We start from the raw sequence: 26,587 nt of genomic DNA on the forward strand, positions 1-26,587 counted from the left end.
GGCGCGCGCCCGCCCGGTGGTAAGGTGGGCGCGTGGTCCTGCGTCCGGCAGCCTGGGTGGGTCGCGACCGAGAGCTGAGCCTGCTCGACGACCTGCTCGGCGCGGCGCTGGCCGGCCGCGGATCGAGCGCCCTCGTGGCGGGCGAGCCGGGCATCGGCAAGACGCGCCTGCTCGAGGAGCTCGCCGAGCGCGCGCGGGCGCGCGGCTTCGCGGTCGCGTGGGGGCGGGGGTGGGAGCTCGGTCAGGCGCCGAGCTTCTGGCCCTGGCTCGAGATCCTGCGCGCGCTGCTCGGGCGGCCGCGGGCGCCCGCGGCGTTCGCCGGCCGGCTGCGCGGGCTGCTGTTCGAGCTCGCGCCCGGGGAGCCCGCGCGCGGCGCGGACGTGTTCCAGCTCTACGACGCGGTCGCCTGCCACCTCTCGGCGCACGCGCGCGAGGAGCCGATCGCGCTCTTCTTCGACGATCTCCACGCCGTCGACCCCTCGTCGCTCGAGCTCATGGAGTTCGTCGCGCGGGGCCTGCACGCCGAGCGCGTCGCGCTCTTCGGCAGCCGGCGCGACGTCGACGGCCGCCGGCCGGAGATCGAGCGGCGCCTCTCGCGGCTCGCGCGCCTCTGCGATCACCTCGGGCTCGAGCGCCTGTCCGAGGGCGACGTGAGGCGCTGGATCGAGCAGACCACGGGCGACGACGACCCGGGCGCGGCGCGCCGGATCCACGCGGCGAGCGACGGCAACCCGCTCTTCGTGAGCGAGCTCCTGCGGCTGCCCGCGCCCGCCGCGGCGCTGCCGGGCACGCTGCGCGCGCTCGTCGGCGAGCGCCTCGCCGCCCTCGAGGCGAGCCACCGCGAGGCGCTGCGCGCCGCGGCGCTGGTCGGGCGGGAGTTCGGGCTGCCCCTCGTGGCGGCCCTGCTCGAGCGGCCCGCCGCGGAGCTCGAGGCCGCGGCGCACGAGGCGTGCGCCCTCGGCGTGCTCGCGCCGGTGAGCCCGGGCCGTTACCGCTTCTCGCACGCCCTCGTGGCCGAGACGCTGGTGCAGGAGCTGCCCCCGGCGCGGCGCGCGCTCCTGCACCGGCGCGCCGCCGAGGCCCTGGAGGCCCGCCATGAGGGCGACCCGGCCGCGCCCCTCCACGAGATCGCGCGCCACTGGCTCGAGGCGGGCGTCGCGTCGGCGCCGCGGGCCACGCGCGCCGCCGAGCGCGCCGCGCGCCTCGCCATGGCGCGCCTCGCCTTCGCGGACGCCGCCGCGCTCTACGAGCGGGCGCTCGCGGCCGAGGCCCTCGCCTCGCCCGTCGATCCGGCGCGGCAGGGGGAGCTGCTCGTCGCGCACGTCGAGGCGCTGGCGCGCGCCGAGCAGCGAGCGAGCGCCGAGGCCGCGTGCGGCAGGGCCGTCGAGCTCGCGCGGGCCCGGGGGGACGGGGCGCTGCTCGCGCGCGCCGCGCTCGCGCTCGGCGCGGAGAGCCGCGCCGGCGCCGCCGATCGCGAGGTCGCGCGCCTGCTCGGCGAGGCGCTCGCGCTCCTGCCGCCGGGCGACAGCCCGCTCGCGGCCCGGGTCAGCGCGCGGCTCGCCAGCGCGCGCCAGCCCGAGCTCGATCCGCGAGGGCCGATGGACCTCGCCCGGAGCGCCATCGCCATGGCGCGGCGCTTCGACGATCCCGGGCTCTCGCTCTCGGTCATCCACGCCGCGCTCGGCGCCCTGATGGACTTCGCGCCGCCCGAGGAGCGCGCCGGCCTGAACGCCGAGGCGCTCGAGCTCGCGGTCTCGCTCGGCGACGGCCCGCGCGCGCTGCTCGCGGCGCAGCGCCTCGCCTTCGATCGCGCCGAGCTGCTCGACGCGGGCGGCTTCGAGGGCGCGCTCGGCCGCTGCGAGGCGCTCGCGGGCGAGCTCGGCCAGCCGCGCTACGGCTGGGTGCCCGCCATGTTCCGGTCGATGCGCGCCGAGTGGCAGGGCGACCTCGAGCGCGCCGTGCAGTTGGAGAACGAGGCGCGCCGCATCCGCGATCAGGGCGACGCGGAAGGCGCGAGGCTCGTCCCCGCCCGGCCGCTCTCGCGCGCGCTCGGGCGCTACGACCCCGAGCGCCTCGAGCGCTTCCTGGGCGAGCTCTCGAGCCGGGCGCCCGACAGCGCCGCCGTGCTCCTGTTCACGGCGCTGCTCGCGAGCTGGCGAGGCCAGGAAGGGCCCGCGCGCGCGGCGCTCGACGGGCTGTGCGCGCGCGGCTACGCGGGCTTCCTGCGGCGTCCCGGGCCCCCGCGCGGCGGCCCCGGGCCGGACGACCCGAGCGTCGCCGGGTACATCCACATGCCGGAGCTGGCCGTCGAGATCGCGTGCGCGCTGGGGGACGCGCCCTGGGCGCGGGCGCTCTACGACGAGCTCGCCCCGTCGGCCGGGACGGCGTTCGTGCTGACCACGACCGCGTTCTCGCTGCACGGGCTGGTCGACATCGCCCTGCTCAACCTGAGCGCCGTGCTGTCGCGCTGGGAGGACGCCGAGCGGCACGCCCGCGCGGCCCTCGCCGCCGCCGAGCGGCTGGGCGCGCGGCCCCTCGCGGCGCGCGTCCACCACGATCACGCCCGCGTCGCGCTCGCGCGCCGGCGCACGGCAGGGGCCGGCGACCGCGACGCGCTCGCGGCGAGCGCCCGGGAGCGGCTCGAGCGGGCCGCGGCGCTCGCGAGCGAGGTCGGCCTGAGCGCGCTCGAGGAGCGCTGCCGCCGGGCGCTCGCCGGGCTCGAGGGCGCGCGGCCCGCGCCGCTCGCGCCGCTCGTCCCAGCCGACCCTGCGCCGGCCCGCGCTCGCCCCGGGCGCACCGAGCCGCTGCGGCTCGTCCGGGAGGGCGAGTACTGGACCGTCAGCGCCGCGGGCGCCCTGTGCCGCGTGCAGGACAGCCGCGGCATGCGCATGCTGGCGCAGCTCGTGGACGAGCCCGGCCGAGAGCTCCACGTGCTCGAGCTCTCGGGCAGCCCCGCGGGCGTCGATCCCGGCGACGCGGGCGAGATCCACGACGCGCGGGCCCTCGCCGAGTACCAGGCGCGGGTGCGCGAGCTGCGCGCCGAGATCGAGGAAGCCGCGGGTTTCAACGATCTCGGCCGCCGCGAGCGGCTCGCCGCGGAGCTCGAGGCGGTGACCCGGGAGCTCTCGCGCGGCCTCGGCCTCGGCGGCCGCGCGCGGCGCGGCGCCTCGGCGGTCGAGCGCGCGCGCGTCAACGTCCGCCGCCGCCTGACGCTCGCGCTGCGCCGCATCCGCGCCGCGAGCCCCGCCATCGCCGACGAGCTCGAGGCGGCGCTGCGCACCGGCGTCCACTGCGTCTACACCCCCCCGACTTGAGCGCCCTCGCCGCGCCGCTCAGCCGCTCGCACGGTCGAGCTCCGCGCAGAGCTCGGGCGAGAGCTCCAGGTTCACGGCGCGCAGGTTCTGCTCGAGCTGCTCGAGCGTCCGCGGCCCCACGAGCGGGACGACGCGGGGGGCGCGCTGGTGCACCAGCCACGCGAGCACCAGCTGGTGCGGCAGCACCTCGAGCCGCCGCGCGATCGCGGCGACGGCCGCGAGGCGCGCGTCGCTGTCGCTGCCGAGGTAGGGCTGCATGGCCCAGTGGCCCTGCCGCTTTTCGGCGCTGTCGTAGATCCCCTTCAGGATGGGCGAGTACGCGACCAGCGACAGGTCCGGGTGCTCGCGCAGGTAGTCGAGCTGCTCGTCGTCCACGATCGACGCGTGCTCGAGGCCCTGGCGCCGGCGGAGGTAGGAGTGCTGCTGCTGCAGCGCGACCGGCGCGGGCCAGCCCTCGGCCGCGCAGCGCTGGCGGATGCGCTCGAGGCGCCAGGTGCGCACGTTCGACCAGCCGATGAACCGCGCCTTGCCCGCCTTCACCAGCCGGGCGAGCGCCTCGAGCGTCTCGTCGAGCGGGGTCACCCGATCGTCGACGTGCACGTAGTACAGGTCCACGTAGTCCGTCTGCAGCCGGCGCAGGCTCGCCTCCAGGGCGCGCTCGAGCGTCTCGCGGCCGGCGCCCTCGAAGTCGCGGCGCGCGCTCGTCCAGTCGACCTCGCCGCCCTCGCGCCAGTGCGCGTCGGGGGTCCGCACCATCGCCGCGCCCTTGGTCGCGAGGAACACCTGCCCGCGGTTGCCGCGCTGCGCGAGCCAGCGCCCCAGCACCGCCTCGCTCTCGCCGCCGTGGCTGCCCCGTCGAAAGAACCAGCCGTAACAGTTGGCGGTGTCCAGGAAATTGCCGCCCCGCTCGAGGTAGCGATCGAGCATCTGCCGCGACTCCTCCTCGCTCGTCAGCGTGCCCATCAGCATGCAGCCCAGGCTCAGCTGGCTCACCTTCTGCCCCGTGTTACCCAGCTCGACGACCTTCATCGTGCGCTCTCCTGGCTCGAGGTGCCGTATCGGGACCGCACCGGCGCACGCCGTCTCCCGGGCCGCCCGCCTCGAGCCGCGCAGGCGCCACCCGAGGGGCGTAACCTGGCGAGGAACGGACGTAACCCGGGCGATCCTCGAGGCCCCGGCCGCGCCGGAGGGCCCGCCGTTCCCCGGCGTTCCTGCCGTTCCCCGGCGGGGCCGGGGCCGCTCGGGCCAGCGCCGCGTCGCCCGGGATCGTGCCTGGCGCTCCAGGCGACAGAGGCTCAGCGCTTCCGCAGGTACTTGCGAATGTCGACGGAGACGGCCGCCACGATGATGATGCCCTTGATGATCTGCTGCCAGTAAGGGGACACCCCGAGGATGACGAGGCCGTTGTTGAGCACCTCGAAGATGAGCACTCCGGTGAGGATGCCGCCGACGGTCCCGACGCCGCCCGACGTCGAGACGCCGCCGATGACGCAGGCCGCGATGGCGTCGAGCTCGTACATCAGGCCATAGTTGTTCGTGGCGCCGCCGGTCCTCGCCGCGAGGAGCGCCCCGGCGAGGCCGTAAAGCGCGCCGGCCAGGAGGTACACGAGCAGGAGCGTCTTCGGGACGTCGACCCCCGAGACGACCGCCGCTTCGCGGCTCGAGCCGATGGCATAGATGTTCTTGCCGAGGCGGGTCTGGTTGAGGAGCACCCAGATGGCGACGGTGATCACCGCCGCGATGATGACGAGGTAGGGCAATGCCCAGTCGCCGCCGAAGCGGATCGCGCCGGTGCCGATGGCGGTGAAGTCGTCCCGCAGGCCGCCGATCGGCTGGGCGCCGAGCGGCGGGCGGTCGACGTAGAGCGACGCGGCGCCGTAGGCCATGATCATCGTGCCGAGCGTGGCGATGAAGGGCGGCACGTTGAGGAAGGCCACGATCGACCCGTTGATGAGCCCGACCGCGGCGCCGACGCTGACGGCCGCGACGATGCACAGGAGCACCGGCTGGCTGGCGAGGTGCGGGTACATCCGGCTCGCGTAATCGGGCCGCTGCAGCAGCGAGGCGGCGATGCAGGCGGCGAGCCCCACCGTGCGGCCGGCGGAGAGGTCGGTACCGCGCGTGATCAGGACCCCTCCCTCGCCGAGGGCGATGATCACCCGGACCGAGGAGATGATGAGGACGTTGATGAGGTTGGCCACGCTCAAGAAGCTGGGCCGCATGACGCCGATCACGAGGACCAGGAGGAGGAGGACCAGAGAGATCGCCTGCCGGCTGGCGAACTCTCGAGCTGCCCTCATGCGATCGCGGGCGGCGCCGCCGGCGCTGCTGGTTGCCATGACGTGGTCCCTCTGCTTTCGATCGATTCGATGGCTCAACGGAACTGCGTGGACAGCGACATGATCTCCTCCTGGGTGGCGCTCTTGCCCTCCAGGGTGCCCGTGACCCGCCCCTCGCACATGACCAGGATGCGATCGGACATGCCGAGGACCTCCGGCAGCTCCGAGGAGATCAGGATGATGCTCTTCCCCCGCTTCGCGAGGTCCGCGATGATCGTGTAGATCTCGTATTTGGCGCCGACGTCGACGCCGCGGGTCGGCTCGTCGAGGATGAGGATGTCGGGGCTCGTGAGGAGCCAGCGCGCCAGGATGACCTTCTGCTGGTTGCCGCCGGACAGGTTCTGGATGAAGGCGCGCGTGCTCGGCGTCTTGACGCGCAGCGCCTCCACGAGCCGCCGCACGTCCGCCTCGGCGCGGCCGAGATCCAGCAGACCGGCCCTGCGCTTGTAGTTCTTCCAGCTCGCCGACAGCGTGTTGTCGGCCACGTGGAGCATCGGGAAGATCCCCGTCGAGCGGCGCTCCTCGGTCAGGAGCGCCATCCCGCGCGCGATGGCCTTGATGGGGCTCCCGATCTGCGCCTCTCTCCCGTCGATGATGACACGACCCTTCGCGACGGAGCGCAGCCCGAACAGCGCTTCCATCACCTCGGTGCGCTGGGCGCCCACGAGGCCGCTCACCCCGAGGATCTCGCCCCGTCGGAGCTCGAAGCTCACGTCCTCGAAGGACCTCGGATCCGCCGAGGTCAGCCCCTCGACCCGCATCACCACCTCGCCGGGGTCGTTCTCGCGCGGCGGGAACCGGTGCGTCATGTCGCGGCCGACCATGCGCTGGATGATGAGATCGGTCGTGAGCTCGGACGACGGATAGGTCCCGACGAGGCGCCCGTCGCGCATGATCGTGACCTCATCGGAGATGCGAAGGATCTCCTCCATCTTGTGCGAGATGTAGATGATGGCCACCCCCTCGCGCCGGAGCCTGCCGATGATCTCGAAGAGGTGCTCCACCTCGTGCTCGGTGAGCGACGAGGTCGGCTCATCCATGATGATGATCTTGGCGCGCCGGGAGACCGCCTTGGCGATCTCCATCGACTGGAGCTTCGAGACCGGGAGGTCCACGGCCCAGGCGGTCGGGTCGATGTCCATCCGGAGCTCCTGGAAGAGCGCCTGCGTGTCGCGCAGCATCTTCTCGTGATCGACCAGCTTGAGAGGCCCGAACCGGCGGATCGGGTAGCGCCCCAGCCAGAGGTTCTCCATGACGCTCCGGTAGGCGATCGGCTGCAGCTCCTGGTGGATCATGGCGATGCCATGATCGAGCGCGGCGCGCGACGACGGCAGTGATACGGTCTCGCCGGCCAGCGCGATCGTGCCGGAGTCCGGCGTGTACATGCCGAACAGGCACTTCATCAGCGTGGACTTGCCCGCGCCGTTCTCCCCCATGAGGGCGTGGACGGTGCCGGGACGGACCCGCAGGGTCACCGAGTCCAGGGCCTTCACCCCCGGGAACTCCTTGGAGACGCCGCTCATCTCGAGGGCGTAATCGGCGGCGGCCATGACGGACTCCTGTGCACTCGACCGGGGGAGGCGGCGCCGGCCGCTCCCCGGCCGACGCGCGCCGCGAGCGCGCTCGCCTCACTTGAGCTGCTGGTGGTTCTCCTTCGTGACCTTCCGGTAGGGGACCCAGACGTACCTGCCGTCGAGCGGCGCGACGCTGGTCTTGACCTCGGCGCCCGTGGCGAGCGCGAGGGAGATGTCGAAGATCGCCTGGCCCTGGCCCCTGGCGTCGTTGAGGACGGTGCCGAGGAGCGTGCCGTTCGCGATCGCGTCGAGGGCGGGCGGCGTCGCGTCGACGCCGACGACCGGCATGTACTTGCCGCCGGTGAAATACCCAGCGGCCTTGAGCGCCTCGATCGCGCCGAGGGCCATGTCGTCGTTGTTGGCGAGGACGACCTCGATCTTGTCGTTGTGCGCGGCGAGGAAGGCGGCCATCTTCTCCTGCCCCTTGACGCGCTCCCACATGGCCGTGTCCTCCGCGAGCTTCTCCACCTGGAGCCCGGCGCCGGTGATGGCCTTGATGGAGTACTCCGTGCGGATCGGGGCGTCCTGGTGCCCGGGCTCGCCGGTCAGCATGACGTACTGGATCTTGCCGTCCTTGTTCCGATCGGCCTCCGGATGGGCCTTCCAATAGTCGACGACGATCTCGCCCTGCATCGTGCCGGACTGCTCGGCCTCGGCGCCGACGTAATAGGCCTTGTCCCACCTGGCCATGTCTTCTTTGAGCGGCTCGCGGTTGAAGAAGACCACCGGCACGTCCTTGGCCTTGGCCTTGTCGACGATGATCGGCACTGCGGTCCGGTCGACCAGGTTGATGGCCATCACCTTGAAGCCCTGCACGAGGAACTGGTCGACCTGATCGTTCTGGATGGGCTGCTGGTTCTGGCTGTCGACGATGTTCAGCTCCGCCTTGCCCTTGGCGCGCTCCTCGATGGTCCGCCGTATGTACGACATGAAGGTGTTGTCGAACTGGTAGATGGCGACCGCCAGCCTGGGCGTGCCGGAGCCGGGCGCGCCGCTGCTCGGGCCGCCTTCCTGACAGCCGGACATCATGACGGCGATGGCCGCCGCCGCGAAACAAAGCGCCCTCATACAGAGATCTCCTTACGCATCAGCCGTCGAATGAGCGAGGCTCGTCGTGGTCTCTGCTGGATTACCCTCGGTGAACCGCCGAGCACCGTCGAGCGGCGATCGCTTCCACCACGATCGAGCCACGGAGTCGGTGCCTGGACCCGGAGGTCTCGGCGCGCATGATGACCCACCCATGGCGAAGCAAAAGCACAAACTTCGTCCTCATGTTAACGATAACATTTGGGGTGTCAACGCGAATCGACGCGAACCGACCGGCCCGCGGGTCTCCTCGATCCCGGGGGAGGACGAGGCGGGCAGCGCTCCTCCGAAGCGCCGCGCCAGGAGGGCGAGCGCGCCCGCGGTCGCCGCGGCCGGCCGCCGCTGCGCGTCAATCGGGGTCGAGGATGGCGGCGTACATCGGTCGATTTCTATTGACGCTCGTCATGTTAACGTTAACATGTGCATCCTGAGCCGCGATCGTGCGGCTGAGCTTGCCCTTACCTGACAGGAGACGTCGGATGTCGATGAGCATGAAGCTGATGAGTGCCGTGTTGATGAGCGTCGGCATTGGTTTTGCGGGGGCCGCGTGGGCCGCGGGCGGGGCGGCGGACGTCCCCGCTTCGGTCGCTGAGGGGAAGGATTTCGGCTGTGGTGCAAAAGGACAGAAGGCTTGTCCGATGCAGGGCTGGATGAAGACGGTGATGCAGTCGGCGACGACGAGCGGCGACGGCGCGAAGATCGCGTCGGCGCTGGAATACGTCGCGTCGAAGCCGCCGCCTGGGATGCCCAAGTGGGTCGCGATCTCGAAGGAAGGCGCGGAGAAGGCCAAGAAGGGCGACATCGACGGCGCCAAGGCGAGCTGCAAGGCGTGCCATGATCTCTACAAGGCGGAGTACAAGGCGAAGCTCCGCGACGCCGCCTTTTGAGGCGCCGCTCTCTCGGCTCTCCCCCCTCCGCTGCTCGCGCCGGGCGCGCCCTCTCCTGGCAGCGCTGGCCGTCCCCGCCGGGGCTCAGGCCAACGCTGGCCGGGAAGGGCTCCGGTCGATCCCGACGACGTTGCGTTTACAGACGCGCCGCTCGCCACTAGCTTGGCGAGAAGTGAGGTGCCCATGTCCACATCTGCCCAAGCTCCGAAGTCCGACGAACAACTCACCCCCGTGCGCTGGGGCGTCCTCGGGGCGAGCAACTTCGCGCTGACGGTCAGCCTCCCCGCCATGAAGCGGGGGCCCCTCACCCAGCTCGCCGCGCTGGCGTCGCGCGACATCGGCAAGGCGAGCGCCGCCGCGCGGTCGCTCGGGATCCCGAGGGCGTACGGCAGCTACGACGAGCTGCTCGACGATCCGGAGATCGACGCCATCTACAATCCGCTGCCCAACCACCTGCACGTGAAGTGGACGGCGCGCGCGGCCCGCGCCGGCAAGCACGTCCTCTGCGAAAAGCCGATCGCGCTCAGCGCCAAGGACGCCGAGGCGCTGGTCGACGTGCAGCGCGAGACGGGCAAGCTGATCGCCGAAGCGTTCATGATCCGCAACCATCCGCAGTGGCAGAAGGCCAGGGACTGGGTGCGCAGCGGCGAGATCGGCAACCTGGTCAGCGTCCAGGCGGCGTTCTCGTACTACAACCGCGACGCCGGCAACATCCGCAACAAGAAGGCAGTCGGGGGCGGCGCGCTCTACGACATCGGCTGCTACGCGGTGAACACCTCGCGCTTCCTGTTCGGACGCGAGCCCCTGCGGGCGATGGCGCTCGTCGACCGCGATCCAGAGTTCGGCACCGATCGCCTGACCTCGGGCCTGCTCGACTACGGCGGCGCGCACCTGACGTTCACGTGCAGCACGCAGGCGGTGGCCTACCAGCGCGTGAACGCGCTCGGCACCAAGGGCCGCATCGAGATCGAGATCCCGTTCAACGCCCCCGCCGACCAGCCGTGCAAGGTATGGCTCGACGACGGCTCGACGCTGAACTGCAGCTCGGCCAAGCTGACCTCGCTTCCCGCCGTCGACCAGTACCACCTGCAGAGCGAGGCGTTCTCGCGCGCCATCCGCGCCGGTGGCCCCGTCGAGAACTCGATCGAGGTCGCGGTCGGCAACATGCGCGTCATCGACGCGCTCTTCCGTTCCGCCGAGAGCGGCCGCTGGGAGAAGATCTAGCCCGCGCGACAGGCTCGGGAACGAGGCCGCTCAGGCGCTCGCCTTGAGCGCGGCGAACTCGCCCGGATCGTGGATGGTCGGGGGATTGATCCCGCCGCCGATGAAGTCTTGCGTCCGGTCGTACATGCCGAAGTGGGTCACCGGCCCCGAACCGCCCGGCGCCGGGAAGCCATCCGCGCCTGCCTTGACGCCGAGGGCGTTCATCAAGCTGCAGTAGTGCTTGTTGATCGGCGCGTTGGCGACCGACGGATCGGTCCCCGTGGCCTGGGTGGTCGCGTCGACCTCGTTCGGACCGCCGTCGACACACGTGATCTCGCTGTTGCCGGTCGTGAGATCGGGCGAGCCATCCTCGACGTTCACGGCCCAGCCGGTGGAAAGGGCCCTCGAGCCACGTGCCGCCCTTCACGAAACCTCCACGAACCGCTCCACCAAGCTCCACGAGCGGCTCATGCCGCTCACCCGTCGTGTGAGCTAGGTTGAAGGCCTCACCCATGCACGGCGGTAAGGCGATGACAGAAACGGCGCACAACGGCGGCGGACGGCGCGGAAGTCCCTGGAGGATAGCGGTCTGGGGCATCGCAGCGCTCGTCCTGCTGCTGCCCTTGATCGCGATGCAGCTCACCGAAGAGGTGGCTTGGGGTCTGGAGGATTTCGCCATCTTCGGCGCCATGCTGGTCGGCGCTTGCGGCACCTACGAGCTAGCAGCGAAGGTGACGAGCAACAAGGCGTACCGGGCCGCCGTCGGCGTCGCGCTCGCGGCAGCATTCCTCCTCGTCTGGATGAACCTCGCCGTCGGCATCCTCGGCGATGAGGGGAACCCCGCCAATCTTATGGTTGCCGGAGTGCTCGCCGTCGGGATCATCGGGGCCGCCATCGCGCGCTTCCAGCCACGTGGAATGGATCGCGCGATGATCGCGACGGCGATCGCTCAGGCGTTGGTCGCCGTGATCGCCGTGATCGCTGCGATCGCCCAATTGGGCCACACCTTCCTGCTGACGGGGTTATTCGTCGCGCTGTGGCTCACATCGGCCGGGCTGTTTCGGAGAGCGGCGCGGGAGCGAGCGCACGCGGGCGCAGCTCCGTAGGTTGACCCGCGAGGGGGTCATCGCCTTGCGCTCGCTCGGGGCCATGAGGTAGCTGACGACCGTCATGGATACGCTCACGCATGGGCTCCTCGGGCTGGCGGTCGGCGCGACGCGTGGCCCCGACGTCAGGCCCGGCGAGGGGCGCGCGTCGCCGACCGACCGCGCCGTGCTGCTCTCGTGCGTGATCGCCGCCGAGCTGCCGGATCTCGACTATTTCTGGCCGGCGGGGGACGCGGTGCTGCGCACGCTGCGCGCGCACCGCGGGCCGTCGCACGCGCTCCTGTTCGCGCCGGTGGTGGCGGCGGTGGCCGCCGGGCTCGCCTGGCTCGTCCTGGGGCGGCGGGCTCGGTTCGGCCCGGTCTACGCGTTCAGCGCCCTCTCGGTCGCCCTCGCGCACCTCTTGCCGGATCTCTGGACGGGGTGGGGGACGCGCCTGCTCCTCCCGTTCTCGGACGCGCGCCTGACGCTCGACTGGACCGGCGTGCTCGACCCGCTGGTCACGCTGCCGCTCGCCCTCGGCGCGCTCGCCGCGTGGCGCCGGCCGGCGCGCTGGCGGCGCGCGATCCTCGTCGGCGCCGCCGTCGCCGCCGTGTACGTCGGCGGCCGGATCGCGACGCAGCAGGTCCTCGTCGCCCGCGTCGCCGCCGCCCACCCCGAAGCGCAGCGCGTCGCCGTGTTCCCGGCGATGCTCGGCGTGACGACCTGGCGCTTCATCGCGACGCACGAGGACGCTTACGCCGCCGGCACGGTCGACCTGCTCGGCGGCGCGCCGACCGAGGAGCGCCGGGTCGCGCGCGCGCCCAGCGGCCCTGTCCCCGCCCGTGTCGCGGCCGTCCCCACCGTGCGTGAGGCGCTCGCCTGGGCTCGCTTCCCCGTGGTCCGCCACGCGCTCGCCGGCGACGGCGGGACCACCGTGCGCGTCGCCGACCTCCGCTACCACCTGCGCGGCGACCCGACGCTCGAGTTCATCGTCGACATCTCCCCCGACGGCGCGGTGACGCGCGCCCGCCTCGAGCGCGGCGGCTCCGCCCGCGAGCTCCTCGACCGCTGGCGACAGTAGCTCCTCGCGCCTGCCACGAGCACGAAACTCACCCGCGTTGCCTCTTGCATTTGCCAGAGGCTTCCATCGTTAGAAGAGCTGAGAACAAAAGAAGACAAACCACAGAGGCATAAAGGGCACAGAGAACAAGAGGAGAAAGGGTTCTTTTCTTGCTCTCTCCTCTGTGCCCTCTGTGCTTCTGTGGTTTGGATTTTGTTTTCTCTCTACAACGGCGTGCGGCTGCACAGCGCCATCGGGTACGTCACGCTGAACGAGTTGCTGGCCGGCCGTGCCAAGGCGATCTGGGCCGAACGCGATCGGAAGCTCGAAGTCGCGCGCGAGATCCTTCGTCTCCACGATCGGGGGCGCTCTCGTACGTGCGAGTCTGGAGGATGCAATGAAAAGGCTGTGGTGGATGGCTCTGCCGCTGTTGCTGAGCTCGGGTCTCGTACCAGCGTGGAGAATCGCGTTCGAGCCACGCTAGGCCATCGGCAAGTCTTACATCACAGCGTTGACCATCGACGAACAGTGATGATGAGCTGACCCGAGCGGCCGCTGGCCGCGCTGCGCGACGACAGCGGCTCGGTCGGCCGGCTGCCGCGGAACGGTCGACGATGCGCAGATCGCCCGTGCCCTGTCCCGTGCGCTCGACCTTCCCATCGAAGCTCCGTCGCTCACGGTCTCGGCAGCCGTCGTGTCGAACCGATCACGAGCCGGGCGGACGGAGCTGCTTGCGGACCTTCTTGATGAAGGTCTGCGTGCACTTTCCGTGGGTGGCCTCATGCTCGATGATCTCGAGCGTGAGCTTGGCCTTCGTCCCGCTGGAGAGATGTGCAGCCGCGTTCACCTCCCTGGCTAGATGGATGCCTTCCAGCGACGCGGGTCCCTGCGGCTTCTCGACGGCGGCCGTCTTGTTCGGCTGCCGGAAGTGGGACGGCTTCGTCTTGGTGACGTCGCGGAAGCGGGGGTCGTCCGAGCGCCGGCCGGTGCCGTGGCAGCCCGGGCAGGTGGCGGTGCTGCCGGAGAACGAGTTGGCGATGCGGCCGTCGCCGCCACAGACGCCGCAGGATTCACTAGCCATGAGCCAGGCCCTCGGGTCGGGGTAGGTGCTTCGGGTTCTTCATGCCGAGAGCATACAGGCGATCGTGGCTCGTGGGAGCTTCGCCTGAGGCGGTCCTCCGTTTTGCGCGTGTCGACGCGTTCGACCGCGGCGCCCTGCCCGGCGAGGCCTTCCCGGACACCCGCTGCGGTGAGCGCGAGGTCGCGAAAATTCGGCTGCTGCGCTGTGACGCGCGGCTGACACGTCTCCGCGGCGCGAAGATCTTCTTGTATTGCGTCATGTCTTCCGTTATGACGGATCCGTGTCTCCTTTCCTCGTCCCTGCAGGGAAGCGCCGACGCCTTCAGGTACTATGAGTCCCAAAGGCGCTTTGGGAAGGTTCACCTCGAGCTTTGAGGCCCAGGCCGAGCTCGGCCATCCGCGCCATCGTCGTCGAGGTGCGCCTGCCGCGCGCCTTGCCCGCCCCCTCGGCACCGAGCCGCCCGTCGGCGCGGTGACTGCGCTGATCGGCGGCCCGGCTCTCCTGGTGATGCTCCGCAGGCGCCATGGCTGGGGCGGAGACGTCAGCCCGGCCTGACCCGCTTGGCCGCGGGACGGCTCGTGCAGCGGGCGATCCACGCGTTCACGTTCGCGAAAGGCGAGAGGTCCACGCCGAAGCGGGCCAGGAACGGCAGCGCCGTCACGAGCGCCACGTCGGCGAGCGAGAACTGGTCGCCCACGAGGTACTCCTTGCCCTCGAGCGCGCGGTCGAGGATCCCGATCCCGTCCGCGAGGTCCTGCTTCGCGCCCTCGGCCACCTTGGGGTTGCGCTCGTCGGCGGGGAAGCGCTCCAGGGTGTTGCGCAGGAGCCGCGTCGTCGCCTCGTACAGCGTGACGTTGCCCCAGGCCATCCACTTGAACGCCTCGGCGCGATCGGCGCTGAGCGGCGGGAAGAGGCCCTTGTCCACGCCGAAGCGCTCGCCGAGGTAGAGCAGGATCGCGAGCCCCTCGAAGATCGGCTTCCCGTCGACGACCAGCAGCGGGACCTTGCCGTTCGGGTTGAGCGCGAGGTACTCGGGCTTGCGCTGATCTCCCGCCGCGAGGTCGAGCTTGACCTTCTCGTAGGGGACGCCGAGCTCCTCGAGTGCCCAGTGCACCCGGTCTGCGCTCGTCATGGGGGCGTAATAGAATTTGAGGTCGGACATGCGGCGAGCAGAACGCCGCCGCGCGCGAGCCGCAAGGGGTTCGTTCGTCGCGCATGAGCTCGATCGCGGTGGGCAGCACCGCCTCCGCTTCCGCGCGCTCCGCGGCCATCACCGCCAGCGTGCGGCTGCTCGGCGGCGCGCCCATTGACCGCGGCCCTCCCCGGTGCGAGTCACCCGTCATGAACGCGCCCACGTACGAGCTGTATTACTGGCCGGGCATTCAGGGCCGCGGCGAATTCGTGCGCCTCGCGCTCGAGGACGCCGGCGCTCCTTATGTCGATGTCGCCCGCCTGCCCGCGGCGAAGCACGGCGGCGTCGCCGCCATGCAGAAGCTCATGAAGAGCCACGCGCTCGCGCTCGAGCCCTTCGCGCCGCCGTTCCTCCGCTCCGGCGATCTCGTGATCGCGCAGGTGGCCAACATCCTCTTCTACCTCGGCCCGCGCCTCGGCCTCGCGCCGGACGACGAGGCGAGCAGGCTCGGCGCCCATCAGCTCCAGCTCACCATCACCGATCTTGTCGCCGAGGTGCACGACACGCATCACCCCATCTCCGTCGGGCTCTATTACGAGGACCAGAAGCCCGAGGCCCTCCGCCGCAGCCAGGCCTTCCTCGCCGAGCGCATGCCCAAGTTCCTCGGCTATTTCGAGCGCGTCCTCGATCGCCACGGCGGCCGTCACCTGCTGGGAGGCGCGATGTCCTACGTGGATCTCTCGGTGTTCCAGGTGATCGCGGGCCTCCGCTACGCGTTCCCGCACGCCATGGCCGCCTTCGCGCCGAGGATCCCTGGGCTCGTCGCGCTGCACGACCGCGTGGCCGAGCGCCCGCGGATCGCGGCCTACCTGGCCTCGGAGCGGCGGATACCCTTCAACGAAGACGGCATCTTCCGGCACTATCCGGAGCTCGATCCGGCGCCTTCGAAGAAACGATGAATCCGGCACGCGCGACCTGAAGGACGCCACGCCCGAGGCGCCGGTCACTCCGACTCGCCCTCGGCGAGCGCGACGGGCTGGTCGCTCTCGGTCAGGACGCCGCGCCCGTGCCACACCATCAGCACCGCATAGAGCGCCGCGAGCACGCGAAACCCGCTGAGCAGGCCGAAGCGCTGCCCGAGCGAGCCGCCCGCCACCGCGCCGATCAGGCTCCCGGCCGGCCCCGAGAGCGAGAACAGACCGCCCACCCGGCCGCGGCCGAGCTCGGCGGTGAGCGCCGCGAAGCGATTGACGCTCGTGAGGTGCTGCACGCCCAGCCCGAGCCCGAGCAAGACGGCCCCGATCCACAGCGACGCGACGCCGAGGGGGAAGGCGAGCAGGAGCTCGGTCGCGAGCAGCAGCGAGAAGGCGATCGCGTAGCGGGCAGCGTCGCGCAGCGGCGACAGGGCGCCCCCGGCGAGGAGCAAGGTCAGCACGAACACGGCGCCCTGGAGGGTCACCAGGCTCGCGGCTTGCGGCACCGAGAGGTCAAACTCGCGAATCCCGATCAACACCACGAACACGGCGAAGTAGGACATCGCCATCTGACCACACAGCTCAATGAGCATGCTCTGGCGCAGCTCGCGGCGAGACAGGATGATCCCGACCTGTCCGCGCAGGCGCTCGACGAGCGGCGTGGCCGAGCGTCCGCGGCCAGGGGGAGCCCCGGAGAGCACGCGATCGCCGACGAAGACCGTCGCCAGCAGCCCGAGCCCCGTCACCACGAACACGCCGGTGTAGCCGAGCAGGCTCAGGAGCTGCGCGCCGAGCATCGGGCCCACGAAGAACATGCCGAGCGAGTGGGACGCGCGCTGCCAGCCTGCCTTGCGCGGGCCGAGGCGAGGGAGCAGGTGAAGAAACTCGGTCTGGGTCGCGACCATGCGAAACGGGTTGAGCAGCCCGAAGACGACCACGCCCGCGATGAGCTGCCAGGGCCGATCCATCTGGGTGAAGCCGAGCAGGTACAGCGCCGCGCCCGCGAGGCCGCCGAAGCGGAACAGCGGCCGGCTGCCGTGGCGGTCGATCAAGCCTCCGACCGGCATCGAGAGCAGCAGCATGCCGGTGAACTGCAGGCCACCGACCAGGCCGATCTGCCAGGGGGAGGCGTGGAGCGAGGCGGCATACAGCGGCAGGACCACCTTGGCCACGCCGTTGCTCGTGCCCGCGAGCAGGCCGAGCACCATGAAGCCGAGAAGATAACGCTGGGGGAGAGGCGGCGAAGAGGTCATCACGCGAACCGAGGCGAGCGTCCGGTCGATCGGCGCGTTCGTCCGCCGTGCCGATCGGGTGGTGCTGCCGGGCGGGCGCCCTGCAAGCCGCGCTCCCGAGCCGCAGCAGGCCGATGGCGACCGCCTCGTCGCCCCTGGCGCCACCGCAGGAGGCCGGCGTCAGCGCGCGGCCCGCCGCCTGTTGCTCCAGCAGCACACGGGCAGCACGCGCCCGCTGCTGGCGCAGCAAGGGGGCATCCATCTTCGTGAGCGCTTCGTCCAGCTCAGCTGTCGAAGGGGGCGCCCTCCAGGAGGGCGCTGGCGTCGAAGGGCTGAAAGCCCGGCACGTAGCGGCGGCCGAAGGCCGAGAGGAAATTGCCGGCCGCGGTGTGCGGCTTCCGCGCCACGACGCCGCAAAGGGTGCGCCGGAGCTCCTGCTTCATCTCGAGCCGCGGATACGCCCTCAGGATCTCCTCGACCGCTCCGCGCGGCAACGCCTCCAGCCCGACGCCGCCGTAATCGATACTGATCCCGAGATGGGCGACGGCGACCTCCGGCTCCTTGTGCGGGGCGATGCCCAGGCTGGTGTGCAGCGCGATGGCGTCCCACACGAGGGACGCCTTCTCCCGGGGCAGGCCGCGGCCCTCGAGAAAGGTCCGGGCGGCGTTGGCGCCGTCGACCTCGAAGCGCTCGGGGCCGGCGAAGCGCTCGGTCAGGCCGAGGTCGTGCAGCACCACGGAGAGGTAGAGCAGCTCGCGGTCGCAGGCGAGGCCGCTCTGCCGGGCCGCGAGCTCGCCGAAGTAGTACGAGCGCATCACGTGGTGAAAGAGGTAAGGGGCCGATACCTCGCGCGCGAGCGCGGTCGCGTCCTGGGCAAGGCGCGTGTCGGGGGCGTGGATTCCGGCGATCTCTGTGGTCATGGCGGGGGCTCCTGTCTGCCGGCGAAGGCCGAGCGAGAGGAGGGTGCGCGCTCGCTGGCCGGGCGCCCCGCCGAACTGCCGTCATTTCCTGCCACGCGCGCGGGCGTTCCCGGAGAAGCGCTCCCGGTACTCGAGCGGTCCCACGCCGAGTCGGCGCAGGAAGGTGCGGCGCAGGTTCTGCTCGTCGCCGAAGCCGCACTGGTGGGCGATCCGCTTGAGCGGGAGGTCCGTGCCGGCGACGGCCTGGCAGGCGGCCTCGAGGCGCATGGCCGCGACCGCCTTCGCCGGCGTCTGCCCGAGCGCGGCCGTGTACGCGCGCGCGAAGGTGCGCGGGCTCATCCCCGCTTGCGCGGCCAGGCGCTCGACGCGGAGATCGCCGGCGAGGCGGTCCGCCATCCAGGCATGCAGGTCGGCGAAGGTGCCGCCCTCTGCGGCCTGCGCCGCGAGCGGCGCGCTGAACTGCGATTGCCCGCCAGGCCGCTTGAGGAACACGACGAGCTGCCGGGCGACCGCCATCGCCGCGCGGTGCCCGAGGTCCTCCTCGACGAGCGCAAGGGCGAGGTCGATGCCCGCGGAGATGCCGGCCGAGGTCCAGATCGAGCCGTCGCGCACGTAGATGGAGTCCGCGTCGACGCGGACGCGCGGGTGGCGCTCCGCGAGGAGCGGCGCGGAGCGCCAGTGGGTCGCCGCGCGGCGACCGTCGAGCAGGCCCGCGGCGGCGAGGAGGAAGGCGCCCGTGCACACGGCGCAGGTGCGGCGCACGCGCGGGGCGCGGCGGGCGAGCCAGGCGACGAGGTCGGGCGGCACGGCCGGGGCCTCTGGCGGCCCGCTGCCCGGCACGATCAGGGTGTCGATGGCCTCGTCATCGAGCGCCGCGAGCGGCTCGGCGCCGACTGCGAGCCCGGTCGTGGTGCGCACCGACCCGCCGGCCGTCGAGGCGACGATCGCGCGATAGGGCGGAGGAGCGCGCGGCGGGCGCAAGGTGGTCGCCACGGTGAAGGCCTCGAGAGGCCCGGCGAGATCGAGCAGCGCGACGCCCTCGAAGGCGAGCAGGACGACGAGGCGGGGCTGGGGGAAGCTCGCTGGCATGAGGGGACAGGTAGATAGATCAAGGCGGGTCAGGCGGGAGCGCGGCAGAGCGGGAGTGCGCTCGATCTTGCCGGCGCCCGCGCCAGGACGGGATCGCTGCGCCGCCCGGGGGACGGGTGCGTCGATTGGGGGGCGACGATCTTCACCCACCCATAGTGCTCAGCGTGGGGACTTCATACCCCTTGCGTCGCCCCCTCCTTCAACTCAAGATCCACAGCGCTGGGGACCCAGACGTCTTTGAACATCTCGGCGAGCCAGTCGATGGCGCCGATGCGGTGAAGGTACAGCAGGGGTGAGGTATTGCTGATGGCCTCAGCCAACGGCGGCCTCCAGCGCGCGGAGCTCGGCGTCGAGAGGGAAAACCTTGTAGCGACCCAGACTCAACAGAAATTCGACCCGCGCCATGCCGGCGAGCTCCGCAGCGCGGCCGGACGAGAGCCGCCCAAGCTCGTACAGCTTGACCGCGGCGAGGGTACGGAGCTCTCGTGCGAACTCAGCTTCGTCCATCTTCTCCGCAAGGAGCACCTTCTCGGGCACATCCACCACAATCTGTCGAGTTGCCATGATCCGTCCTTGGTTGCTCGGAGGGGCGGGCAAGTCTGCCTTTAGCACGTTTTAGCACGAAAGGTGCCGGGCGAGCACGCTGAGGAGCTCAGCGTGCTTCGTCGGCGCGGACATGCGGCTCTCGCGCGCGCCTGCTCTCACGGGCGAGCGTGACGAAGTCGATGTGGGCCTGGAGGGTGGCAACCCGATCCGCTGGCGTGAGGCTCAGCATCCAGCGGATGAGCGTGAGGTCGACGCCGTCCTCATTGTAGACCGGAGGTGTCGCTTCGGAGTAGACCGGAGATGTCGCTTCGGAATCGACTATCGTGGGCGGAGCGTACCACGCACTGCTGCGATGGACGAGCCCCGCATCGCGGCGGGCTGTGTCGCACTCCATCCGGGCATGGGGCGCCAGGCGTCTCGCCGGCCGTCATCGCTTCGTCCTCGCGGGTCGGCGTCGGGTCGCAGGGGCGAACGGCGGAGCACGCTCACGGCGTCACGCGGGCGCCACCGGCTCGCCGCGGGGTCAGGTGGCCTGATCGGCGCGCCCCTGCGCGCAGGCCTGGTGGCGCGCCCAGCGCGCGGGCGGGCGGCGCCGTCAGCGCCGCGCGGCCCTTCCCTTCGGCGGGCGCCACGCGCGCAGGCTCTCCACGAGGAGCTCGAGCACCGCGTGCACGCGCGGAATTGCGCGTGCGCTGCGCGGGCAGAGCAGGACGAGCGGGCGTCGGACGGGTGGCAGGTCCACCTTCAGCTCACAGAGCGGCGGCCGCCTGCCGAAATGCGGGTGCTCCCGCGCGAGCAGCATCGCCCCGAGACCGAGCTCGCACGCGCGGATCTGAACGAGGTAGTCGTCGGACGCGAAGGACGGGCGCCATCCCGGGATCCGGCGTCTGAGGACGTTGTTCGGCGAGAGGTCGTCGAACGGCGGCGCCCAGCCGATCCAGGCGAGATCGGCCGGGTCGGGCTTGCCCGCCACGCGCGCCGCGTACTGCTCCGACGCGAAGGCGCGCAGATCGAGGTCGACCGAGGCGACGCTGGTCTCATCGGCGGGGGCGCCCAGCCGCAGCGCGAGATCCGCTTCCCGCCTGATCAGATCGAGCGGGCGCACCGTGGAGACCACGTGCAGCTGGATGCCCGGCGTGCGCGACGACATCGCTGCGGCGAAGGGGACGAGGAAGGCGTGCGCGACGCCGGGGGGCGCCGTCATCCGGACCACGCCCGCGGGCGCGTGTCGCCGCTCGGCCGCGCGGGTCAGCTCGGCGGCCCAGTCGGCCATCCGCTGCGCGGGCTCGATGAGGCCGGCCCCGTAGGCCGTCAGCGCGGCGCCAGCGACGCCCCGGTCGAAGAGGGGCTCGCCGAGGACCGCCTCCAGCTCGGCCAGGCGCCGGCTCACGGTCGGCTGGGTCATCTGCAGCTTGCGCGCGGCGGCGCTCAGGCTGCCTGCCTCCGCCACCGCGAGGAACAGCCGCGCGTCGTCCCAGGAGATATTCATCTGCGTATGTCTACATGCTGGTTTCGTCGGTTTTTATCCATTTTTTCGAGAGCACACTGGCGGCATGTCCATCCACGCCACCCCTCTCGTGTCCCGCACGCTCCTCGCCTCGGCGCTGCTGCTCGGCGCCTGCACGGAGCCATCCCCAGCGCCGAAGGCCCCACCCGCGTCGACGCATGACGCGGGGAACGCCACCCTCGGCGAGCCGACTACGCTTCAGGCGATGGAGGCGCTCCTCGACGACGCAGGCCCCATCACGGTCCAGACCGTCGTCAGCGCGCGGTGGGAGTCGAGCCGCAGCGGGCTCATCAACCTCGAACACGAGCGCGCCGCCGCCTTGACCGACGGCGCTGAGCCGGTCGAGATCACCTTCCACGCGCTCGCGCACCCGACCCGGGGCCTGTACATCATCGACACCGGTGCGGCGCAGGCGCTCGCGGCGCACGACCATCCCCTGAGGACTGGCGCCGTCGGGCAGGCGTTCAACTTCGGCGCGTTGCGGGTGGAGGTCGGCCTCGGCGTCTGGCGCGGCGACCGGTCGCTGGCCGGAGTGCTGCTCACGCACCTGCACTTCGACCACGTGCTGGGCTTGCCCGACGTGGCGCGCGGCGTCCCGATCTTCCTCGGCCCCGGCGAGTCCGCGTTCGAGAGCTCCTTCCATGCGCTGACGCAGCCTGTCGTGGACCAGCTCCTCGACGGCCGCGCGGCCCTTCAGGAGTGGGTATTCGACGGCAACGGCGCGATTGACGTGTTCGGCGATGCCTCGCTGTTCGCTCTCGCTGCGCCGGGGCACACCCCGGGATCGGTCGCCTACGTCGCGCGAACGCCCGAGGGACCCGTGCTCTTCACCGGCGATGTGTGCCACACCGTCTGGGGCTGGCGCAACGACGTCGAGCCCGGGACGTTCTCGTACGACCGCGCCGACAGCGCCAGGAGCCTCGCCTTTCTCCGCGCCCTCGCTGCCCGCCACCCGTCGATGCAGGTGCGCCTCGGGCACCAGTCCCTGTGACCGCGCCCGGCTGCGCGGCGTTGTCGTTCCCCGCGGTCATGACCCCCCATCCGTAGGAGGGTGAACGCCTGGGCGTTCGCGATGTTGCTGAACCCGTGCTGGAGCCTGGCCGCGCCATGCTCCGGGGCCGGCCCCGCGGGCGTCGACGATGGCCGCTCCAGCATGGAATGATGGCCGAGCTATCATTCCATGCTGACGCTGACGAAGCCATCATCGACCTTGAGCCTGCCAGGGGGAATCCATGGCCCCCGAACGACGACGAAGAAGCGCTCGAGCCCCACCACGAGGTCGAGCAGCACCAGGCCCGACCAGGCCGCCGATCCCCCGCGAGGGCCTACTCGTGGACGGCGGCGTAGCGGCCGCTGGGCGTGACGATGACGTAGGCCGTGAGCGGGTGTCACGGATCGCCCCATCGGATCGCGCCCGGACCGGCCAAGCGGATCCTGTGATCGCGAGTGCCGTCAGCACCGCGATCACGACCCGGGCGATCGACGCTCTGGGTCGGGCAAGCGGATCCTGCCACCCGCTCGACGTGCTCATGTCTTGCTCTCCTTCGATGCCTCCGCCGCCCGGCGTCGCCGGCCCGGGGGACTCTCGCGCGCCGTAAGATCCCGTCGTCGCCGTCCGTGCATCCGTGCAGCCCACGTCGGCCACGTCCCCGTTTCCTCGCAGTCCGTAGTTGCCCGGGTTCGGCGTCGGGGTCGGCTCGCCGTCGCGCCCGTCCTCCGCGCCGCCGGGCAATCCGTCGCCGCGCTCTCCGCCGACCTCGGAGGATCTCGACCTCGGTGTTTGCGCGGCCCGGAGAAGCATCGGCATGCCGCTACCATCGCCTGTTCTGGCCCGCGAGCAGACCAGCCTGGCGCGGTGCGGCGGGCCATCGAGCTGGAGGCCGCATCGCCGTGCGCGGCGGACCCGAGCCATGCTACAGTTCCCCTATGTCCACCGAGGAACTTCTCGCGCAGGTGCTGCTGTTGCCCCGCCACGAGCGGGCCCGGCTGGCAGAAGAAGTGCTCTCCAGCCTCGAGGAGCCCGACGTCGAGGAGGTCGCTGCAGCGTGGGCGGGTGAGCTGACGCGCCGAGCGCGCGAGGTCGCGGAGGGTAAGATCCAGACGGTCGACTGGGGCACGGCGCGAGCGGAGATCCTGAAGGAGCTCGAGGACCGGCGTGCGGGTCGAGCTTCATCCTGAAGCGCGCGCTGAGCTTCGTGCGGCGGCCATCTGGTACGACGAGAGGCGCCCCGGGCTGGGCGACGAGTTCATCGCCGAGGTCTCGTCGATGCTCGATACGATTGGAGAGGCCACGGCATCTTTTCAGATCTGGCCAGGGACTTCTCCTGCACCACGGAGCATTCGCAGAGCGATCGTCGGCCGTTTTCCGTACGTCATTGCGTTCGAGGTGCACCCCGAGCACACGCTCGTGCTCGCCATCGCGCATGCAAAGCGACTTCCGCTGTACTGGCTCACACGTGCCTTGTGAATAGCCCGACCACTACGGCAATGCACCCGACGCCGCTTCGTGCTGCGGGCGATTGAATGCGTTGTGCGGGCGCGGGCGAGCTCCACTCCAGCTATTCAGGAAACCGGAGCATCTCCACGGCGACGCCAGCCGCCGTCGGACGTCTCGATCTCGCTGTCGCGCAGGGTCACCCTGGCGTGCAGCGCGACGATGCCGATGCTCGGGTCGCCGTTCTCGCCCCCTTGCCGCATCGTCCACCGCAGCCGCCGGCCCCGCCCGAGCCTCCCCCGCGTGGCGCCCGGCCGGGCCGGCGCGCTGGCTGGGGAGCCTCGACCCCTCGCGACGAGCCAGGCGCCCCCTCCTTGACGCGCCCGCCGCGGCCTGGGGCGATCACCTCTCGCCTTCGCCCTCGCCCGGCGCGCCGTCTTCCGTCGCGCCCACCTCCGACGCGTCGCCTTCCGGCGCGCCGTTCGCCGCGGCGGCGTCGCCTTCCTCCTCTTCCTCTTCATCTCCGGTGGACGCGGCGCCGCGGGAGACGGGGAAGGGCGCATAATCCTTCATCTTGTCCGTGCCGGCATACCAGTACTCCGCGGCGGCGCGCAGCCTCCGCTCGGCGTGCACGACGAGCGTGTACGCGGCGTCGCGGAGCTTGCGCGAGCGCTGCGCCTCGGGAGAGAACGTCTTGTCGGCGAGCATGCGCGCGAGCTCGGGCGAGAGCGCGCGGAGGCGGGCCGCCGCGTCGGCCTCGCCGCGAGGCGCCTCGTGAAGGGCCTCCGCGTGCTCGGAGCAGAGCAAGAGCAGGTCGGAGACGTCCTGGACCAGATCCGCGTCGCCGCTGCCAGCGCGGATCGCCATGAGCCGCTTTTGCCCCTCGGGGCTCTTCTTGAAGCGGAGATCGAAGAAGCGGAGGAGCGTTTGCCGGTGCAGGGCGGCCTCGGCGGCTGGCCCCTTGAACATCGCGACGGCCTGCTCCTGGCGCTGCTGCACGGCTTGCCAGCGCGATTGCGTGACGCGCAGGAGCTCGATCTTGTCGCGGAGCGCGCGGATCTCCTCGCGTGTCAGCGCGGGCTCCTCCTCGGGGAAGGGGGTGCGGACGAGATCGGCCGCGTCGCCCTCGGCGGCGAGCTGGATGCGGCTCGACCAGATGACGCGCCGGGCGAGCTTGCCGGGGAAAATCGCGGTGTTGTCGCCCAGCGACTCGGCCTCTCGGAGGAGCTCGGCCTCGCGGGCGGCGCTCAGCGTGTACGCTGCTGCGCCCGTCGAGGAGCGAGGCGCGCCCCGTGTCTCGCGCGACGCGCGCTTCGGTGCGGCCTTGTCGGTCCTGGACGACGTGGTGGTGGATGCCTTTGTCATGGTAAAAATATGCCTCCTTGTCGGGGCCAGCGACCCTCGGAGTGAGGGGGCCGGAAGATCGGCGAGGGTATCGGCGAACAAGGCATTGGCCAGAGGAGAGCACGAGTCGGTCGCGCCGCGATGGAGGCGCTCGGGCCGAGGGCTGGGAGAGGCGGTGTGCCGCGCATCGAACCGAGGGGGCGGCGTGCCCGGCGCCGCGGGCAGCGGGCAGCGGAGGTGGTGCACGAGGGAGGAGGGAAAAGAGTTGCGCTGCAACCACAAAAGGCGCGCGAGACGATGCCGGGGCTGCACAGGAGACCCATCGGGCCTGCGCAGGAGCCAGACGATGGTGACGAAGGACACCAACGGGGGGCGCACAGGAGGGTTCCGAGGGCCGCGCAGGACCGGGGCTAGTGTAGCGCAGGACACCAACGGGGGCGCGCAGGAGGGTTCCGAGGGCCGCGCAGGAGGGCCTGCGGGGCTGCGCAGGAGACCCACCGGGGCCGCACAGGAGGGCGCCGGGGCTCGTGCAGGACGGCCAACGGGCTGCGCAGGACGGCCGACGGCGCTGCGCAGGCGGGCGCCGGGGCTTGTCCAGGAGGGCCAATGGGCTGCGCAGGACGGCCGGCGGCCCTGCGCAGGAGGGCCGATGGCGCTGCGCAGAAGGGCGCCGGGGCTGCGCAGGAGGGCCGATGGCGCTGCGCAGGACGGCCGGTGGGGCTGCGCAGGACGGCCGATGGCGCTGCGCAGGAGCGCCAGGGCTTGTATTGTACAGGAGGGCCGACGGGCTGCACAGGAGGACCGGCTGGCCATGGGATTGTTCGACGTCGTCATCGCCCACGCCCGCTGCCCCGGCTGTGGGCATTCCCCGGAATGGCGCATCCAGGTTCGGTACGGCTATTGCCGGCAGCACGAGTACAGGATCGGCGACCCGATCTGCTGGTTCGATCCGCCTGGACGCCCGGCGCCGCTCGACGATCACGGAGAGAACGTGGGTGGGCTCGTCGCCGTCCCCGGGCTCGTCGAAGCCGGCTGTCCGGGATGCGGCCAGGGCGACGGCGCGGTCCTTCTCTTCCGGGACAACATCGTCTCCAGCGTCGAGATCACGCGCTCGGAAGGCGGTGACGCGTGCGAGCCGATCGAGCCTCCCTCGGGCTGGATGCGCTTCTGGTCACGCCGCGTGGCAGGTAGCGCGAACGAGGACCGTCTCGAGCTCTGCTGCCGCGGCGACCGGTGGACCGTGGCCGTCGCCGACGGCGCGGGTGGGCTCGCTGGCGGCGCGGCCGCGGCCCGCACGGCGGTGAGCGCGATGGTGGCGCTCGGAGCAGAGATGGAGCTCGATGCCGACGGCTGGTGCGAGCGCCTCCGTCGGCTCGACGGCGAGCTGGAAGCGAAGCCCACGTGCGGCGAGACGACGCTCGTCGTCGTCCAGATGCGCCGAGGCGAGCTGTGGGGCGCCAGCGTGGGGGACTCGGGAGCGCTCCTCGTCGAGCCCGACAGGGTGATCGATCTGACGGCGGCGCAAAGCCGCAAGCCGTTGGTCGGCAGCGGCGCGTGCAGGCCCGCCGGCATCCGACGCCGGCCGCTCTCGGGGCGCCTCCTGGTCGCCACCGACGGCCTCCTGAAGTACGCGTCGCGCGCGACGATCAGCGCGCTCGCGTGCACCGGCGACGTGCAGGCGGCGGTGGGAGCGCTGATCCAGGCGGTGACCCTTCCGTCCGGCAACCTGCAGGACGATGTCGCGGTGGTCCTCGGCGAGCACGTCGGCTAACCGGCCGCT

Annotated in this window: 25 protein-coding genes; 10 read left to right on the forward strand and 15 right to left on the reverse strand. The window is 71.5% G+C overall.

From position 1 onward, the window contains the following. Positions 1 to 32: 32 nt before the first annotated feature. Entirely contained in the window at positions 33 to 3,314 is a 3,282-nt protein-coding gene (locus NQZ70_RS01415; protein WP_129572612.1) for an AAA family ATPase, read from the forward strand. Positions 3,315 to 3,332: 18 nt separating this feature from the next. Here NQZ70_RS01415 and NQZ70_RS01420 read toward each other — a convergent pair whose 3' ends face one another. The 5 genes from NQZ70_RS01420 to NQZ70_RS01440 form a co-directional block, all read right to left on the reverse strand. Then, the gene (locus NQZ70_RS01420) at positions 3,333 to 4,343 is read right to left on the reverse strand and encodes an aldo/keto reductase (protein ID WP_129572613.1); all 1,011 of its coding nucleotides are present in this window, start codon (positions 4,341 to 4,343) and stop codon (positions 3,333 to 3,335) included. A gap of 266 nt (positions 4,344 to 4,609) precedes the next feature. After that, the gene (gene mglC / locus NQZ70_RS01425; RefSeq protein WP_129572614.1) at positions 4,610 to 5,653 is read right to left on the reverse strand and encodes a galactose/methyl galactoside ABC transporter permease MglC; all 1,044 of its coding nucleotides are present in this window, start codon (positions 5,651 to 5,653) and stop codon (positions 4,610 to 4,612) included. A gap of 35 nt (positions 5,654 to 5,688) precedes the next feature. Next, positions 5,689 to 7,203 carry a sugar ABC transporter ATP-binding protein gene (locus NQZ70_RS01430; RefSeq protein ID WP_129572615.1) on the reverse strand — a complete coding sequence of 505 codons (1,515 nt, stop codon included), beginning with the start codon at positions 7,201 to 7,203 and terminating at the stop codon, positions 5,689 to 5,691. Positions 7,204 to 7,281: 78 nt separating this feature from the next. Beyond that, positions 7,282 to 8,295, reverse strand: coding sequence for a galactose ABC transporter substrate-binding protein (locus NQZ70_RS01435; protein ID WP_129572616.1), 1,014 nt, complete (start codon positions 8,293 to 8,295; stop codon positions 7,282 to 7,284). Positions 8,296 to 8,662: 367 nt separating this feature from the next. Further along, positions 8,663 to 8,842 carry a hypothetical protein gene (locus NQZ70_RS01440; RefSeq protein WP_165373694.1) on the reverse strand — a complete coding sequence of 60 codons (180 nt, stop codon included), beginning with the start codon at positions 8,840 to 8,842 and terminating at the stop codon, positions 8,663 to 8,665. A gap of 109 nt (positions 8,843 to 8,951) precedes the next feature. Between NQZ70_RS01440 and NQZ70_RS01445 the strand changes: the two genes are divergently transcribed. After that, positions 8,952 to 9,200, forward strand: a complete 249-nt coding sequence (locus NQZ70_RS01445; RefSeq protein ID WP_237244911.1) for a hypothetical protein — start codon at positions 8,952 to 8,954, stop codon at positions 9,198 to 9,200. 183 nt (positions 9,201 to 9,383) lie between these two features. Further along, positions 9,384 to 10,424 (forward strand): Gfo/Idh/MocA family protein, encoded by a 1,041-nt coding sequence (locus NQZ70_RS01450; RefSeq protein ID WP_129572618.1) that lies wholly within the window; start codon positions 9,384 to 9,386, stop codon positions 10,422 to 10,424. Between the two features lie 30 nt (positions 10,425 to 10,454). On the opposite strand, the gene NQZ70_RS01455 is transcribed toward NQZ70_RS01450, so the two are convergent. Continuing rightward, positions 10,455 to 10,784, reverse strand: coding sequence for a hypothetical protein (locus tag NQZ70_RS01455; RefSeq protein WP_237244912.1), 330 nt, complete (start codon positions 10,782 to 10,784; stop codon positions 10,455 to 10,457). 131 nt (positions 10,785 to 10,915) lie between these two features. Here NQZ70_RS01455 and NQZ70_RS01460 point away from each other — a divergent pair, with 131 nt between their 5' ends. Both NQZ70_RS01460 and NQZ70_RS01465 read left to right on the forward strand, forming a co-directional pair. After that, complete coding sequence (locus NQZ70_RS01460) at positions 10,916 to 11,509, forward strand: hypothetical protein (RefSeq protein ID WP_207217710.1); 594 nt, start codon at positions 10,916 to 10,918, stop codon at positions 11,507 to 11,509. A gap of 64 nt (positions 11,510 to 11,573) precedes the next feature. Further along, complete coding sequence (locus NQZ70_RS01465; RefSeq protein ID WP_129572619.1) at positions 11,574 to 12,569, forward strand: metal-dependent hydrolase; 996 nt, start codon at positions 11,574 to 11,576, stop codon at positions 12,567 to 12,569. 685 nt (positions 12,570 to 13,254) lie between these two features. On the opposite strand, the gene NQZ70_RS01470 is transcribed toward NQZ70_RS01465, so the two are convergent. Both NQZ70_RS01470 and NQZ70_RS01475 read right to left on the reverse strand, forming a co-directional pair. Continuing rightward, positions 13,255 to 13,629: a molecular chaperone DnaJ gene (locus tag NQZ70_RS01470; protein ID WP_129572620.1), complete on the reverse strand. Its 375-nt coding sequence runs from the start codon at positions 13,627 to 13,629 to the stop codon at positions 13,255 to 13,257. Between the two features lie 541 nt (positions 13,630 to 14,170). After that, positions 14,171 to 14,791: a glutathione S-transferase family protein gene (locus NQZ70_RS01475; RefSeq protein WP_129572621.1), complete on the reverse strand. Its 621-nt coding sequence runs from the start codon at positions 14,789 to 14,791 to the stop codon at positions 14,171 to 14,173. Positions 14,792 to 14,970: 179 nt separating this feature from the next. On the opposite strand from NQZ70_RS01475, the gene NQZ70_RS01480 reads away from it, so the two are divergent. Then, the gene (locus NQZ70_RS01480) at positions 14,971 to 15,720 is read left to right on the forward strand and encodes a glutathione S-transferase (protein WP_129572622.1); all 750 of its coding nucleotides are present in this window, start codon (positions 14,971 to 14,973) and stop codon (positions 15,718 to 15,720) included. 44 nt (positions 15,721 to 15,764) lie between these two features. On the opposite strand, the gene NQZ70_RS01485 is transcribed toward NQZ70_RS01480, so the two are convergent. From NQZ70_RS01485 to NQZ70_RS01510, 6 genes are all read right to left on the reverse strand, one after another. Beyond that, complete coding sequence (locus tag NQZ70_RS01485; protein WP_129572623.1) at positions 15,765 to 16,988, reverse strand: MFS transporter; 1,224 nt, start codon at positions 16,986 to 16,988, stop codon at positions 15,765 to 15,767. Positions 16,989 to 17,251: 263 nt separating this feature from the next. Beyond that, on the reverse strand, positions 17,252 to 17,887 hold the full coding sequence (locus tag NQZ70_RS01490) for an HD domain-containing protein (protein ID WP_129572624.1): 636 nt from the start codon (positions 17,885 to 17,887) through the stop codon (positions 17,252 to 17,254). Between the two features lie 81 nt (positions 17,888 to 17,968). Further along, a complete protein-coding gene (locus NQZ70_RS01495) occupies positions 17,969 to 18,976 on the reverse strand; it encodes a GlxA family transcriptional regulator (RefSeq protein ID WP_129572625.1) in 1,008 nt (335 codons plus the stop codon). A 173-nt stretch (positions 18,977 to 19,149) separates the two neighbouring features. Then, complete coding sequence (locus NQZ70_RS01500; protein ID WP_207217711.1) at positions 19,150 to 19,296, reverse strand: hypothetical protein; 147 nt, start codon at positions 19,294 to 19,296, stop codon at positions 19,150 to 19,152. Beyond that, positions 19,289 to 19,540: a UPF0175 family protein gene (locus tag NQZ70_RS01505; RefSeq protein WP_129572626.1), complete on the reverse strand. Its 252-nt coding sequence runs from the start codon at positions 19,538 to 19,540 to the stop codon at positions 19,289 to 19,291. Before NQZ70_RS01505 ends, NQZ70_RS01500 begins: the two co-directional genes overlap by 8 nt. A 577-nt stretch (positions 19,541 to 20,117) precedes the next feature. Next, positions 20,118 to 21,011 (reverse strand): LysR family transcriptional regulator, encoded by an 894-nt coding sequence (locus NQZ70_RS01510; RefSeq protein WP_129572627.1) that lies wholly within the window; start codon positions 21,009 to 21,011, stop codon positions 20,118 to 20,120. Between the two features lie 64 nt (positions 21,012 to 21,075). Here NQZ70_RS01510 and NQZ70_RS01515 point away from each other — a divergent pair, with 64 nt between their 5' ends. The 3 genes from NQZ70_RS01515 to NQZ70_RS01525 all read left to right on the forward strand — a co-directional run bounded on the left by NQZ70_RS01515 (position 21,076) and on the right by NQZ70_RS01525 (position 23,496). Then, on the forward strand, positions 21,076 to 22,020 hold the full coding sequence (locus NQZ70_RS01515; RefSeq protein WP_237244913.1) for an MBL fold metallo-hydrolase: 945 nt from the start codon (positions 21,076 to 21,078) through the stop codon (positions 22,018 to 22,020). A gap of 935 nt (positions 22,021 to 22,955) precedes the next feature. After that, positions 22,956 to 23,207, forward strand: a complete 252-nt coding sequence (locus tag NQZ70_RS01520; RefSeq protein ID WP_129572628.1) for an addiction module protein — start codon at positions 22,956 to 22,958, stop codon at positions 23,205 to 23,207. After that, positions 23,185 to 23,496 (forward strand): type II toxin-antitoxin system RelE/ParE family toxin, encoded by a 312-nt coding sequence (locus NQZ70_RS01525; RefSeq protein ID WP_129572629.1) that lies wholly within the window; start codon positions 23,185 to 23,187, stop codon positions 23,494 to 23,496. The genes NQZ70_RS01520 and NQZ70_RS01525 overlap by 23 nt, the downstream gene beginning before the upstream one ends. 369 nt (positions 23,497 to 23,865) lie before the next feature. Here NQZ70_RS01525 and NQZ70_RS01530 read toward each other — a convergent pair whose 3' ends face one another. Beyond that, positions 23,866 to 24,828: an ATPase gene (locus NQZ70_RS01530; RefSeq protein ID WP_129572630.1), complete on the reverse strand. Its 963-nt coding sequence runs from the start codon at positions 24,826 to 24,828 to the stop codon at positions 23,866 to 23,868. A gap of 790 nt (positions 24,829 to 25,618) precedes the next feature. Between NQZ70_RS01530 and NQZ70_RS01535 the strand changes: the two genes are divergently transcribed. After that, a complete protein-coding gene (locus NQZ70_RS01535; RefSeq protein ID WP_165373745.1) occupies positions 25,619 to 26,578 on the forward strand; it encodes a protein phosphatase 2C domain-containing protein in 960 nt (319 codons plus the stop codon). Positions 26,579 to 26,587: the final 9 nt, after the last annotated feature.

The organism is Sorangium sp. So ce836 (assembly GCF_028553905.1).
GTDB classification, from domain to species: domain Bacteria; phylum Myxococcota_A; class Polyangia; order Polyangiales; family Polyangiaceae; genus Sorangium; species Sorangium cellulosum_D.